Origin of the sequence: Methylobacterium sp. W2 (assembly GCF_020662345.1) — a bacterium.
Classification (GTDB): domain Bacteria; phylum Pseudomonadota; class Alphaproteobacteria; order Rhizobiales; family Beijerinckiaceae; genus Methylobacterium.
In genome coordinates, this window is the sequence record NZ_VMOA01000022.1 from 12,702 (window position 1) to 25,058 (window position 12,357).

Genomic DNA, 12,357 nt, shown 5'->3' on the forward strand with positions numbered 1-12,357 from the left:
CGGGTCCGGCCTCGTCGCCGGACCGCGACGCCCGCAACGTCGATATGCCCAACACGAAGAACGAGCCGATGATTCCCCAGACCAACGGGACCGCCACCAGGCCCCGCCACTTCCTCGACCTGAAGGACTTCTCCGGCGAGGATCTGCGTGCCGTCCTGACCTCCGCGGCCGCGATGAAGGGGCGTCGCCGCAAGGGCGAGATCGCCGCCGAGCGCCCGCTGACGGGCAAGATGCTGGCGATGGTGTTCGACCGGCCCTCCACCCGCACCCGCGTCTCCTTCGACGTCGCCATGCGCGAGCTCGGCGGCGAGACGCTGATGCTGACGGGCAGCGAGATGCAGCTCGGCCGGGGCGAGACCGTGGGCGACACCGCCCGCGTGCTGTCGCGCTACATCGACGCGATCATGATCCGTATCCTCGACCACGACACGATGCTGGAACTGGCCGACTATGCCGAGGTGCCGGTGATCAACGCCCTCACGAAGGTCTCGCATCCCTGCCAGATCATGGCTGACGTGCTGACCTTCGAGGAGCATCGCGGGCCGATCCAGGGGCGCACCATCGCCTGGTCGGGGGACGCCAACAACGTGCTGGCCTCCTGGGTCCACGCGGCGGCGCGGTTCGACTTCACCCTCAACATCGCCGCCCCCCTCGAATTGTCGGCCCCGCCGGCCCTGCTCGCCTGGGCCAGGGCTGAGGGCGCGCGCATCAACGTCACCACCGACGCGTTCGAGGCGGTGGACGGGGCGGATGCCGTCGTCACCGATTGCTGGGTCTCCATGGGCGACGACGACGAGCATTACCGCCACAACCTGCTCTCGCCCTATCAGGTCAATGCCAAGCTGATGGCGGCGGCCAAGAACGACGCGATCTTCATGCATTGCCTCCCCGCCCATCGCGGCGAGGAGGTGACCGCCGAGATCATGGACGGCCCGCGCTCGGTGGTGTTCGACGAGGCCGAGAACCGCCTGCATGCGCAGAAGGGTATTCTGGCGTGGTGCCTGGGGGCGTAAAGCTCCGTGCGGGCGCGCTTGCCATGGCGCGCTGACATCGATTGTGCCGTCGCCGATCCCACAGCATGCGGGGAGGGCGGGACAGGAGAGAGGCATGGACGACGATCTCGATGCCCTCGACCGTGATGCCCTGATCACCGAGGTGAAGCGTCTGCGGGCCGGCATCCGCCGCCATCGGGACGGCTCCGGCCACGACCTGTGCTGGTTCCATCCGCAACTCTGGTCCCTGCTGCCGGAACCCGTCGCCCCCGATGTCGCCGTACCGCCCTGGCCGGCCTTCATGCGGGGCTGCGTGGCTTTCCGATCGAGCCTCGACCGGGAATTGCCGCATGCGCCGGTGGCGGATGCCGAGTTCGACCAAGGCTGACGGCCGTGTGAAACGGCGGGCTCATCCCTATATCCGGTCCTGGATGCACGGTCGGCGGTGGAGTGCCATACTCGACGATGCCGACAGTCGCGATCCGCACAGCGTCGCTCATCCCCCGCGCGACCTCATCCTGAAGTGCCGCGCAGCGGCCTCGAAGGAGGTTTCCCGTGTTCGTTGCGCGAACTGGAGGCCTCCCTCGAGGCCTTCGCTTTGCTACGGCGCCTCAGGATGAGGTCGAGAATCGAGCCAATGCGTTCGGTCCACGGACCGGATGGACAAAAGACATGGAGAGGCCATGACCTCCGGACACGAGATTTCCTCCGCCGTCATCGACGGCGCCGACGACGTCGCCCTGCCGTTCTCGGTGGAGGCGCTGGATGTGCGCGGCCGCGTGGTCCGGCTCGGCCCCAGCGTCGACACCATCCTGCGCCGCCACGGCTATCCCGACCCGGTGGCGCGTCTGCTGGGTGAGGCGGCGGCGCTCACGGTGCTGCTGGGCTCGTCCCTGAAATTCGAGGGCCGGTTCCAGCTCCAGACCAAGACCGATGGCCCGGTGGAGATGATCGTGGTGGATTTCGAGGCGCCCGACCGTCTGCGCGCCACGGCACGGTTCAACGCCGCGCGGATCGAAGCTCTGGGGAGCGCTCCTCTCAAGGATGCCGATCTGATCGGGCAGGGCCATCTCGCCATGACCATCGACCAGGGCAACGATTTCAGTCGCTACCAGGGCGTGGTGGCCCTGGAGGGCCAGAGCCTGGAAGAGGCGGCCCACCAGTATTTCCGCCAATCCGAGCAGATCCCGACCCAGGTCCGCCTCGCAGTGGCCGAACAATTCGCGGGCGGCGACAAGACCTATCGCGCCGGCGGGCTGCTGATCCAATTCCTGCCGCAATCCATCGACCGCGCCCGCCTCGCCGACCTCCCCCCCGGCGACATCCCCGAAGGCCACGCCCATCTCGATACGGGCGCGGCACCGGAGGACGATGCCTGGGTCGAGGCGCGCAGCCTCGTCAACACGGTGGAAGACCACGAACTGGTCGATCCGGAGGTCTCCTCCGAGCGCCTGCTCTACCGGCTCTTCCACGAGCGCGGCGTGCGGGTGTTCGACACCCAGGCCATCCACGAGCGCTGCCGCTGCTCGCCCGAGCGCGTCATGGGGATGATCCGCTCATTCTCGCCCCAGGAACGCCGAGACATGATCGCCGAGGACGGCCGTATCGGCATCACCTGCGAGTTCTGCTCGCGCCGCTACGACATCGACCCGGCCGAGGCGGAGATCGATCCGGCACAATAGGGCGCCTTCGACCTCGGACGAAGTGCCTCGACGTCAGGCGAAGTGCTTCGACAGTTTCAGCCCCTGCGCCTGGTAGTTCGACCCGGCATCCGCCCCGTAAAGGGCGGCGGGGCGCTCGGCCATGCGCTCATAGACGAGGCGGCCGACGATCTGGCCGTCCTCCAGCAGGAACGGGACGTCGCGCGAGCGGACTTCGAGCACCGCCCGCGCGCCGGCGCCCCCAGCCCCGGCAAAACCGAAGCCGGGGTCGAAGAAGCCAGCGTAATGCACCCGGAACTCGCCCACCAGCGGATCGAACGGCACCATCTCGGCGGCGAAATCCGGCGGGACCTGCACCGCTTCCTTGGAGGCGAGGATGTAGAACTGACCGGGATCGAGGATCAGCGCGCCCGAGCCGTCGGCTGGCAGCGGCTCCCAGAAATCCGCGGTGCGGTGTTGGCCCGGCGCGTCGACATCGACGAGGCCGGTATGGCGCTTGGCGCGATAACCGATGAGGCCTTCGAATCCGGCGAGATCCACCGACACGGCGATGCCGCCCTGGAAGGACGGTGTGGCGGAGGCGACGAGCGGTGTGGCCGCATGGAGCGCGGCGAGTTCGGTGTCCGTGAGGCGCGGCTCGCCTCGGCGGAAGCGGATCTGCGACAGGCGCGAGCCGGTGCGGACGCGGACCGGGAAGGTGCGCGGCGAGATCTCGGCATAGAGCCGGCCGTGGTAGCCGGCCTCAACCTGGTCGAAGGCCTGGCCCCGGTCGGTGATGACGCGGGTGAACACGTCGATGCGGCCGGTGGAGCTTTTCGGGTTCGCGCTCGCCGCCACGTCCGCCGGCAGGGCCAGGGTCTCCTGCAATTCGGCGATGTAGACGCAGCCGGTCTCCAGCACGGCGCCCCGCGTCAAATCGATCTCGTGGAGGGCGAAGGCCGCGATGCAGGCGGAGACCGGCCGCGCACCGGGCAGGAAGCTGGTGCGCACCCGGAAGGCGCGCGAGCCGAGGCGCAGGTCGAGGCTCGCCGGCTGGACCTGATCGACCGCGAAGGTGCTTTCGGGAAGGATGGCGCCGGCCGCATGCAGGGACTGGATGCCTTGTGCCGCCAGAATGCCTCCGGACTTCTCGCCGAGGGAAGGGGGCGGGCTCGTCGGCGCCGTGTCCTGCTTGGTATCCGGCATGGTCTCGCGTCGCCCGCTCCGCACTCGGCCGCCTTCCCCGGCTGGGGATCAGGAATGCCGCATGGTTTGACTCATGATCCCACCGGATCGCTGAAGGCGCGGTTAACCCTCCTCGCGATCGATCCGCAGCACGATCCAGGCAACGACGAGGCGGGCGATGGCCCCCATGGCGATCAGCCCCGCCAGCGCGCTCGCCACGGGGGGGAACCAGGCGGGCCGGAGCAGGAGCGCCACGGCGAACAGCACGGCGCAGAGTCCCGCCGCCGGACCGAAGGCCAGGACCACGGAGGGCAAGCCGGCGATGCGGGGCGCGGGGCCGCGCCGGGCCAGCCATGCGCCCGCCAGCAGCGCGAGGCCGTCGAGCACCAGCGCTGCCCCCAGGGCCAGGGCGGCCCAGCCGTTCCGCTCCGGCGCATTCCAGGCAAAGGCACCGGCCAGGAGAGCGATGGCGAGGCTGGCGAGGACGGCCCGGCTCGGAAACGGAGCGGGCAGGGGCGAGACGGTCTCCTCGACCACGGGGCACGACCTTCCGATTGGGGCGGGCAGCCCCGCATTCAGCACGATTGACGCGATTTCGCCCGGGACGTACCACGGCGAAAAGGCTATGTCGCTTATCGGTGGGCGACGGCACGGGAGGCTTTGAAGGCGATGTACAAGGCCCAGACGCGCGGCATCAGCGTGACCGTCCAGCCCCGCTTCGTCGAGGAGGAATCTTCCCCCGACGAGAGCCGCTACTTCTTCGCCTACACTGTCGAGATCGTGAATAACGGTTCCGAACAGGTGCAGCTGCGCTCGCGCCACTGGCGCATCGTCGACGGTCGCGGCGAGACCCAGGAGGTGCGCGGTGCCGGCGTCGTCGGCAAGCAGCCGGTCCTCGGCCCCGGCGAGTCGTTCAGCTATACCAGCGGCTGCCCGCTCACCACGCCCGACGGGCTGATGGCCGGCAGCTACACCATGTCGACCACCGCCGGCGAGAGCTTCGAGGCCGAGATCCCCGCCTTCTCCCTCGATTCGCCGCACGTCCGCCGCAGCGTTCACTAAGCGGGTTCACGTTGGCAGGCCAACGCTTCACCCTGCTTAGGTTTTTGCTCTGACGCAGGGTTTTACCGCAAAACCGGGGGCCACTTTTGCGAAACCTGCTGAGGCCGATGTCCCGTGGCGGAGAACGGTTGAGCACGCTCGACCTGCTGGCGCGCCTCGTCGCCTTCGACACGGAGAGCTCCCGCTCCAACCTCGCGCTCATCGACAGCGTCTGCGCCTATCTCGACGGCTGGGGCGTGAGCCACGTGCGCATCCCCAATGAAGCCGGTGACAAGGCGGCCATCTTCGCCACGATCGGCCCGATGGTGGATGGCGGCATCGTCCTCTCCGGCCATACCGACGTGGTGCCGGTGGCGGGGCAAACCTGGACCGGCGACCCCTTCACCCTGCGAATCGCGGACGGCCGCGCCTATGGCCGCGGCTCCGTGGACATGAAGGGCTTCTGCGCCCTGGCACTCTCCGCCGTGCCGGACATGCTCGCCGCCGACCTGAAGCGGCCGATCCACATCCTGCTCTCCTACGACGAAGAGACCACCTGCCTGGGCGTCGCCGACACCATCGCCCGGTTCGGCAAGGATCTCCCCCGGCCGGGCGCGGTGATCGTGGGCGAGCCCACCGATCTTGACGTCGCCGATGCGCATAAGAGCATCGTCACCTACCTCACCACCGTCCACGGCCACGAGGCGCATTCGGCGAAACCCATGCTCGGCGCCAATGCGGTGATGGCGGCGGCCGAGCTCGTCTCCGAATTGAACCGCATCGCCGACGCGATGATCGAGCGCGGCGACGCTTCCGGGCGCTTCGATCCACCCGCCACCACGGTGCATGTGGGCACGATCTCGGGCGGCACGGCGCGCAACATCCTGCCCAAGATCTGCACGTTCCACTGGGAGTTCCGCGGCCTGCCCGACCTCGACATGGGCGAGATCCCGGCCCTGTTCGCGGCCAAGGTCGAGACCGTGCTGACGGAGCGGCTCAACCGCTACGGCGCTTACGGGCGGATCGAGACGATCGAGGAGGTGGCGGTGCCGGGCCTTGCCCCCGAGCCGGGCTCCGAGGCCGAGCGCCTGACCCTACGGGTGGCGGGGCGCAACCACACCATCTCCGTGCCCTACGCCACCGAGGCGGGACGCTTCCAGGTGGCGGGCATCCCCACCGTGGTCTGCGGACCCGGCTCCATCGACCAGGCCCACCAGCCCGACGAGTACATCACCCTCGCCGCCCTCGAGGCCGGCGAGGCGTTCATGCGCCGTCTCATCACGGAATGCGTGACCCCATGAGCCTCACCCCATGAGCAAGTTCGCTCCCCGCACCATCGCCGCCGACGGGCCGGTGAAGCTCCGGCCGCTGGAGCGCGAAGACCTGATGTTCGTGCATCAGCTCAACAACAACGACAGCATCATGCGCTACTGGTTCGAGGAGGCCTACGAGTCCTTCGCCGAACTGGCGCAGCTCTACGAGCGCAACATCCACAACCAGACCGAGCGACGCTTCATCATCGCCAATTCGGAGGGCGAGCCGGCCGGCCTCGTGGAGCTCGTGGAGATCAACCACCTGCACCGGCGCTGCGAGTTCCAGATCGCGATCCATCCGGCGTTCCAGGGCCAGGGCTACGCCCCGCGAGCCACCCGTATCGCCATGGATTACGCCTTCAGCGTCCTCAACATCCACAAGCTCTACCTGCACGTCGACAAGGACAATGCCCGCGCCGTCCGCATCTACGAGCGCTGCGGCTTCGTGCCCGAGGGCATCCTCAAGGACGAGTTCTTCGTCAACGGCAAGTATCGCGACGCGGTGCGCATGTGCCTGTTCCAGCCGGCATATCTGGCCCGGCGCGGCAGCGGCGACATTTCGGAGCCGGTGCTGAAGTCGTAGCCGTCGATCCCGGACGGTCTCTTATAGGCCTCGTGCAATCGCCTCGGCAGCGATCCGCCCTCAGGCAACGGCGAAGAACACAGCCAGCGCCCGCGTCACCGCCAGCATCGTCTCGGCATCGAGATGCCCGATCCGTGCGCCGATCGTCTCACGCTTCACTGTCATGGCCTTGTCCACCATGACCTGTGAGCGCTTCCTCAGGCCATTGGCCTCAGTCGGCTCGATGGTCGTGCGGATCAGGGGAGCGTCGGCCAGCGTGCCGGATATCAGCAGCACCGTGACCGTACCGGTCTCGACGAACGCGTCCAATTGGATAATGAGCGCCGGACGAGGTTTGCCGAAATCGCCGGGCATGGCGATGGTGACGAGATCGCCCCGCTTCAAGCCTCGCGCTCAGGGAGCAGATCGAGGAGCGCCGCCTCCATGAAGGCATCCAGTTCCCGATCGGCCGCATCTGTCGCCGCCACGATCCGAGCCTGTCGCCCGCATTCTTCGGCAAAGCCCGCCCGTCGGGTGTCGGGCACCCAAATCTGAATAGGCCGCAGGCCGGCCGCCCGGAGCGCATCACGACGCTTGCTGACGCGCGGACCGACAGATGCCGACATGACGAGACCGTTCCCCAGGGCGTTACACGTCACGTAGGCTCCGCCTGCGACGATGCCAAGGGACCAGGACAGTCACCGACCGCCGGTCCCCGATCTCAGCCGAGATCCGCCGCCGCGCGGTCGAGCAGCCATGTCAGGGTGCCGACACTCGAGATGTGGCGCGCGGGCAGGTCCTCGCCGCCGGCGATCCGGGTGAGGGGCTCGCGCTTGCCCGCTCCCGTCACGAGCACCAGAAGCTGACGCGACGAGGCGAGCGCCGGGAAGGTGAGGGTGACGCGCGGCACGAACGGCGTGAGCCCGGCCTCGGGCACGGCGACGACCCAGGCCTCGCGTTCATTCACGGCGGGCTTGCCCGGAAACAGGGAGGCGGTGTGCCCGTCCTCGCCGAGGCCGAGGAGCACGAGGTCGAAGAGCGGGCGGGCCGGGTCGAGGCTATCGGCGCCGTAGAAGGCGCGCAGGGTGTCGGAATAGGCAGAGGCCGCCGCGTCCAACGTCCCGTCGGTGGGAATGCCATGGAGATGGCCTTCCGGGATCGGCGCGTCGCCGAACGCCGTCCGGACCATGTGCACGTTGCTCGCCTCATCCGTCCAGGGCACGAACCGGTCGTCCCCGAAGAACCAGTGCAGGCGCTCCCAGGGGAGGGCGCCGACGTGATCCGGCCCGGCGAGCAGCGCGTAGAGCCGCTTCGGGGTCGAGCCGCCCGAGAGGCAGATGGCGATGCGCTCCTGCTTGCTCTCGGCGCAGAGCGCGACCAGCCGGTCGGCCGCGGCGCGGGCGACACTGTCCGCGTCGGGAAAGATCTCGGCGTTGTTGGGCAGTGGGATCATGCCGCGGCTCCCGGCTATTTTGGCTCGACGTGCCCGCCGAACCCCTTGCGCATGGCCGAGAGCAGCTTGTCGGCGTAGGACGCATCCTCGCGGGAGCGGAAGCGGGCGTAGAGGGCGGCCGAGAGGACGTTGGCCGGCACCGATTCCTCGATGGCCGCGTTCAGCGTCCAGCGCCCCTCGCCGGAATCGGCGACGAAGCCGGAGAAGTCGGTGAGGTTCTCGTCGCCCGCCAGCGCTCCCGCCGTGAGGTCGAGGAGCCAGGACGAGACCACGCTGCCGCGCCGCCAGACCTCGGCGATGTCGCCGATGTTGAGATCGAAGCGCTGACCCTCCGGAAGGTCCTTCGAATTGGCGTGTTTGAGGATGTCGAACCCTTCGGCATAGGCCTGCATCAGCCCGTATTCGATGCCGTTATGGATCATCTTGACGAAGTGGCCGGCCCCGCTCGGCCCGGCATGGATATAGCCCTGCTCGGCGCGGGCGTCGCGGCCCTCGCGGCCGGGCGTCTTGGGGATCGATCCGGTTCCCGGCGCCAGGGTCTTGAAAATCGGGTCGAGGCGGTCGAGGGCGTCGGTATCGCCGCCGATCATCATGCAGTAGCCGCGCTCCAGACCCCAGACGCCGCCCGAAGTGCCGACATCGACGTAGTGCAGGCCCTTGAGCTTGAGTTCGGCGGCGCGGCGGATGTCATCCTTGTAGAAGGAATTGCCGCCGTCGATGATGACGTCGTCGGAGGCCATCAGGTTGCCGAGCTTCGCCACCGTCGCCTCGGTGATGGCCCCCGCCGGCAGCATCACCCAGGCCGCGCGCGGTACATCGAGCTTGTCCACGAACTCCTCGAGGCTCGCCGCCCCGGTGGCGCCCTCGGCGACGAGGGCCGCCACGGCCTCCGGGTTCTGGTCGAACACCACGGCCGTGTGCCCGTCCCGCAGCAGCCGCCGGACGATGTTGCCGCCCATCCGGCCGAGGCCGATCATGCCGAGTTGCATTGGGGATCTCCGTGCTTGGATTTCGGAACGTGCCAACTTGCCGTCGCCGGGCGCGGGTCCCCTCTCCTGGAAGGAGAGGGACAGGGTGAGGTGTGTGACCTTTCCGAACAGTCCACGACCCTCACCCCAACCCTCTCCCAGACGGGAGAGGGGGCCCGTCTCAGGTGTTCGGAGGCGGTGCGATTATCCGGCGAGGGCCGCCTTGATCGCGGCCGCGATGCGCTTCAGCCCGGTGTCCACGTCGCCGCCCTTGATGTGGACGCGCAGCGCCCGGCGGCCGCGCTCGGCCAGCACCGCGAAATCGCCCCGCGCTTGCGCCGCCACCACGGTGCCGAAGCCCAGCGCCCGGCCGGGGATGGCGAGATCCTCCGACGGGTCGGCGGTGATCTGCAGGAACACCCCGGTATCCGGCCCACCCTTGTAGGCCTGACCGGTGGAATGGAGGAACCGCGGCCCGAATTCGAGGCAGGTCGCGACCTTGCGCTTGTCGCGCAGAGCGATGCGCGCCTCCTGCAGGATGGCGTGGTGCGCCTCGTTGCGGGCGACATAGGCCAGCAGCGCGGCGTAGTCGCCGTCCTTGATCCGCGCGAGATGGGCCTTCAGTGCCGCCTCGAACCCCTCGGCGGTCTGCGGCAGGGCCCCGGCATTGGCCGGGTCGGCATAGAGGGCGATGGTCTCATCTTCGACGAGCGGCGTCTCGGAGGGCAGCGAGCCGCTCTTCTCGGCGGCGTCGAACAGCTTCTTCGTCTCGGTCTTGCTCGCTTCCACGTCCGGCTGGTCGAACGGGTTGATGCCGAGCAGCGCGCCGGCCACCGCCGTAGCGATCTCGAACCGGAAGAATTCCTGCGGCAGCTGCTCCTCGTTGGCCATGGTGATGTGCGCGACGGGATGCCCCTCGCGCTCCAGGCTGCGCACGGCCTCGTCCTGCCGGGCATCCGCCCGGTTGTCGAGACGCAGGTAGACGAAGAAGCGGTCGCGGCCATAGACCGCCGGCACGCCCACCGGCTCGCCGTCGACGGGGATGAGGCCCTTTCCGTCCTTGCCGGTGGATTCGGCGATGAGCTGTTCGGCCCAGGCACCGAACGTGTCGATGCCCGGCGAGGCGATGAACGTCACCTTGTCGCGACCGTCATGGAGCGCCGCCGCCGCCATGGCGGTGCCCAGCAGAACGCCAGGATTCTGGGCGGGCGGCACGGCCGGGCCGCAGGAGCGGACCATGGTCCTGGCCGTGTCGAGGAACTGCTTCACGTCGATGCCGGACGCCGCCGCCGGGACCAGCCCGAAGGCCGAGAGCACCGAATAGCGTCCGCCGATCTGCTTCACCCCGTAGAAGATCCGGCGGAAATTGTCGGCTTTGGCCGCCGCTTCCATGGCCGAGCCGGGATCGGTGACGGCGACGAAATGCGCGCCCGCCCGCTCGCCGACCAGAGCCTTCATCCGGCCGAGGAAATAGTCGCGGAAGACGTTGGGCTCGAGGGTGGAGCCGGATTTCGAGGCGACGATGAACAAGGTCGTCTCGAGGTTCACCGCTGCCTCGGTAGCACGAACCTGATCCGGGTCGGTGGAATCGAGGATGCGCAGCGTCGGGAAGCCGTCGCGGGTGCCGTAGGTCTCGGCCAATACTTCCGGGCCGAGGCTGGAACCGCCCATGCCGAGGACGACCACGTCGGTGAAGCCGGTCTGCCGGACGTCCTCGGCGAAGGCTTGGTACTCGGAAACGTGGGCGAGTTCGTCCTCGACGATGCGGAGCCAGCCGAGCCACTGGTCCTCATCGGCATTCGACCACACGGTCTTGTCATGGGCCCAGAGCCGGCGGATCGAGCCCGAGGCGCGCCAGGATTCGACGGCCTTCTTCGCTTCCGCGCCGATGGCATCGCCGAGGATCAGGGTCTGGCCGTCGAGCTTGGCGCCGAGGAAGTCGGCGCGCTTGCCCGCCACCGCGCCGAGGAGCTTGTCGGCGGCATCGATGAAAAGCTGGACGCCCTCCTCCACGAGCGTGTCGGCCACCGCACCGATGTCGATGCCGGCCTTGGCGAGGCGGGCCATCACGGCCTCGGCGTCGCCGAGATTCTCCTCGATGGCGGACTTGACCGTGCCGTGGTCGCGGAATGCATCCATGGTGGCCGGCGGCATGGTGTTGACGGTATCGCGGCCGATCAGTTCCTCGACGTAGAGCACGTCGGAATAGGCCTTGTTCTTCGTCCCCGTGGAGGCCCAGAGCAGGCGCTGCGCCTTGGCGCCCTTGGCGGCGAGGGCCTGCCATGTCGGCTCGGCGAAAATGCGCTTGTAGCGCTGGTAGGCGAGCTTGGCGTTGGCGATGGCAACCTTGCCCTTGAGGGCTTCCAGTTCCGCCTTTTCGTCGGGATCGTTGGCCTCGGCGATCTTGGCGTCCAGGGCCTTGTCCACGGCGACGTCGATGCGGCTGATGAAGAAGCTCGCGACGCTGGCCACCTTCGAGACGTCGCCGCCCTTGGCACCGAACTCTTCGAGGCCGGCGATGAAGGCGCGGGCCACCTCCTCGTAGGCATCCTGCCCGAACAGCAGGGTGACGTTGATGCTGATGCCGTCGGCCGTCAGCGCACGGATCGCCGGGATGCCGGCGGGAGTGGCGGGCACCTTCACCATCAGGTTGTCGCGGGCCACCGTCTCGTGCAGGCGGCGGCCCTCTTCGAGAGTGTCCTCGGTGGACAGGGCAAGATACGGCGAGACTTCGAGGCTGACATAGCCGTCGGCCCCGTCGCTCTCGTCGTAGACCGGGCGCAGCACATCGGCGGCGGCCTGAATGTCGGCGATGGCGCAGCCCTCGTAGAGGTCGATGACGCGGGCGTCGCCCGTATCCATGACCTCCTTCAGCGCCCCGTCATATTCCGTGGAATCGCCGATCGCCTTCTCGAAGATCGAGGGGTTCGAGGTCACGCCCCGCAGGCCGTCCTCGTCCACCAGCTTCTTGAGGCGTCCATCGGCGATGAAACCGCGGGCGACGAAGTCGAGCCACACGGCCTGGCCCTGTTCCGGGAAGAGAGCCTTGAGCGGGTTCATGCGAAAACTCCTCGTCGTGGTCGTCGTGCCGCTCGGAAAACAGGCGGCGCTATCTCACCAAGTCGCGACCTCATCCCGAGGTGCCCGCATCAGCGGGCCTCGAAGGAGGCCTTCAGGGAATGCCGCGCGACCTGGAGCCCTTC

13 protein-coding genes are annotated in these 12,357 nt (G+C 68.4%); 6 read left to right on the forward strand and 7 right to left on the reverse strand.

Features of this window, described 5'->3' with window-relative positions; all coding sequences use genetic code 11:
- Positions 1-68 precede the first annotated feature (68 nt).
- The 3 genes from argF to FPV16_RS13710 all read left to right on the forward strand — a co-directional run bounded on the left by argF (position 69) and on the right by FPV16_RS13710 (position 2,674).
- A complete protein-coding gene (gene argF, locus FPV16_RS13700) occupies positions 69-1,013 on the forward strand; it encodes an ornithine carbamoyltransferase (protein ID WP_227438963.1) in 945 nt (314 codons plus the stop codon).
- 94 nt (positions 1,014-1,107) lie between these two features.
- Entirely contained in the window at positions 1,108-1,380 is a 273-nt protein-coding gene (locus FPV16_RS13705; RefSeq protein ID WP_227438964.1) for a hypothetical protein, read from the forward strand.
- A 295-nt stretch (positions 1,381-1,675) separates the two neighbouring features.
- Positions 1,676-2,674: an Hsp33 family molecular chaperone gene (locus tag FPV16_RS13710; RefSeq protein ID WP_227438965.1), complete on the forward strand. Its 999-nt coding sequence runs from the start codon at positions 1,676-1,678 to the stop codon at positions 2,672-2,674.
- 33 nt (positions 2,675-2,707) lie between these two features.
- Here the strand turns inward: FPV16_RS13710 and FPV16_RS13715 are convergent, their stop codons facing one another.
- Together FPV16_RS13715 and FPV16_RS13720 are read right to left on the reverse strand one after the other, a co-directional pair.
- Positions 2,708-3,838 carry a 2'-deoxycytidine 5'-triphosphate deaminase gene (locus FPV16_RS13715; protein WP_227438966.1) on the reverse strand — a complete coding sequence of 377 codons (1,131 nt, stop codon included), beginning with the start codon at positions 3,836-3,838 and terminating at the stop codon, positions 2,708-2,710.
- 102 nt (positions 3,839-3,940) lie between these two features.
- Positions 3,941-4,354: a hypothetical protein gene (locus tag FPV16_RS13720; protein ID WP_227438967.1), complete on the reverse strand. Its 414-nt coding sequence runs from the start codon at positions 4,352-4,354 to the stop codon at positions 3,941-3,943.
- A gap of 132 nt (positions 4,355-4,486) precedes the next feature.
- Between FPV16_RS13720 and apaG the strand changes: the two genes are divergently transcribed.
- From apaG to speG, 3 genes are all read left to right on the forward strand, one after another.
- Entirely contained in the window at positions 4,487-4,879 is a 393-nt protein-coding gene (gene apaG, locus FPV16_RS13725; protein WP_018044100.1) for a Co2+/Mg2+ efflux protein ApaG, read from the forward strand.
- Between the two features lie 107 nt (positions 4,880-4,986).
- Positions 4,987-6,159 carry an acetylornithine deacetylase gene (gene argE / locus FPV16_RS13730; protein ID WP_227438968.1) on the forward strand — a complete coding sequence of 391 codons (1,173 nt, stop codon included), beginning with the start codon at positions 4,987-4,989 and terminating at the stop codon, positions 6,157-6,159.
- 10 nt (positions 6,160-6,169) lie between these two features.
- Entirely contained in the window at positions 6,170-6,754 is a 585-nt protein-coding gene (gene speG, locus FPV16_RS13735; protein WP_227438969.1) for a spermidine N1-acetyltransferase, read from the forward strand.
- Positions 6,755-6,814: 60 nt separating this feature from the next.
- Here the strand turns inward: speG and FPV16_RS13740 are convergent, their stop codons facing one another.
- The 5 genes from FPV16_RS13740 to FPV16_RS13760 form a co-directional block, all read right to left on the reverse strand.
- Entirely contained in the window at positions 6,815-7,138 is a 324-nt protein-coding gene (locus tag FPV16_RS13740) for a type II toxin-antitoxin system PemK/MazF family toxin (RefSeq protein ID WP_227438970.1), read from the reverse strand.
- A complete protein-coding gene (locus FPV16_RS13745) occupies positions 7,135-7,359 on the reverse strand; it encodes an antitoxin MazE family protein (RefSeq protein WP_227438971.1) in 225 nt (74 codons plus the stop codon). Before FPV16_RS13745 ends, FPV16_RS13740 begins: the two co-directional genes overlap by 4 nt.
- 95 nt (positions 7,360-7,454) lie before the next feature.
- Positions 7,455-8,186: a 6-phosphogluconolactonase gene (gene pgl, locus FPV16_RS13750; protein ID WP_227438972.1), complete on the reverse strand. Its 732-nt coding sequence runs from the start codon at positions 8,184-8,186 to the stop codon at positions 7,455-7,457.
- A gap of 14 nt (positions 8,187-8,200) precedes the next feature.
- A complete protein-coding gene (gene gnd, locus FPV16_RS13755) occupies positions 8,201-9,175 on the reverse strand; it encodes a phosphogluconate dehydrogenase (NAD(+)-dependent, decarboxylating) (RefSeq protein WP_227438973.1) in 975 nt (324 codons plus the stop codon).
- Between the two features lie 183 nt (positions 9,176-9,358).
- Entirely contained in the window at positions 9,359-12,214 is a 2,856-nt protein-coding gene (locus FPV16_RS13760) for a bifunctional transaldolase/phosoglucose isomerase (protein WP_227438974.1), read from the reverse strand.
- Positions 12,215-12,357 lie beyond the last annotated feature (143 nt).

What these genes read in the sequence shown, in the direction of transcription:
- FPV16_RS13705 (WP_227438964.1), top strand. Translation starts at nt 1,108, where the DNA reads ATGGACGACGATCTCGATGCCCTCGACCGTGATGCCCTGATCACCGAG.
- argF (WP_227438963.1), top strand. Translation starts at nt 69, where the DNA reads ATGATTCCCCAGACCAACGGGACCGCCACCAGGCCCCGCCACTTCCTC.
- FPV16_RS13710 (WP_227438965.1), top strand. Translation starts at nt 1,676, where the DNA reads ATGACCTCCGGACACGAGATTTCCTCCGCCGTCATCGACGGCGCCGAC.
- pgl (WP_227438972.1), bottom strand. Translation starts at nt 8,186, where the DNA reads ATGATCCCACTGCCCAACAACGCCGAGATCTTTCCCGACGCGGACAGT.
- FPV16_RS13760 (WP_227438974.1), bottom strand. Translation starts at nt 12,214, where the DNA reads ATGAACCCGCTCAAGGCTCTCTTCCCGGAACAGGGCCAGGCCGTGTGG.
- FPV16_RS13745 (WP_227438971.1), bottom strand. Translation starts at nt 7,359, where the DNA reads ATGTCGGCATCTGTCGGTCCGCGCGTCAGCAAGCGTCGTGATGCGCTC.
- speG (WP_227438969.1), top strand. Translation starts at nt 6,170, where the DNA reads ATGAGCAAGTTCGCTCCCCGCACCATCGCCGCCGACGGGCCGGTGAAG.
- apaG (WP_018044100.1), top strand. Translation starts at nt 4,487, where the DNA reads ATGTACAAGGCCCAGACGCGCGGCATCAGCGTGACCGTCCAGCCCCGC.
- FPV16_RS13715 (WP_227438966.1), bottom strand. Translation starts at nt 3,838, where the DNA reads ATGCCGGATACCAAGCAGGACACGGCGCCGACGAGCCCGCCCCCTTCC.
- argE (WP_227438968.1), top strand. Translation starts at nt 4,987, where the DNA reads ATGTCCCGTGGCGGAGAACGGTTGAGCACGCTCGACCTGCTGGCGCGC.
- gnd (WP_227438973.1), bottom strand. Translation starts at nt 9,175, where the DNA reads ATGCAACTCGGCATGATCGGCCTCGGCCGGATGGGCGGCAACATCGTC.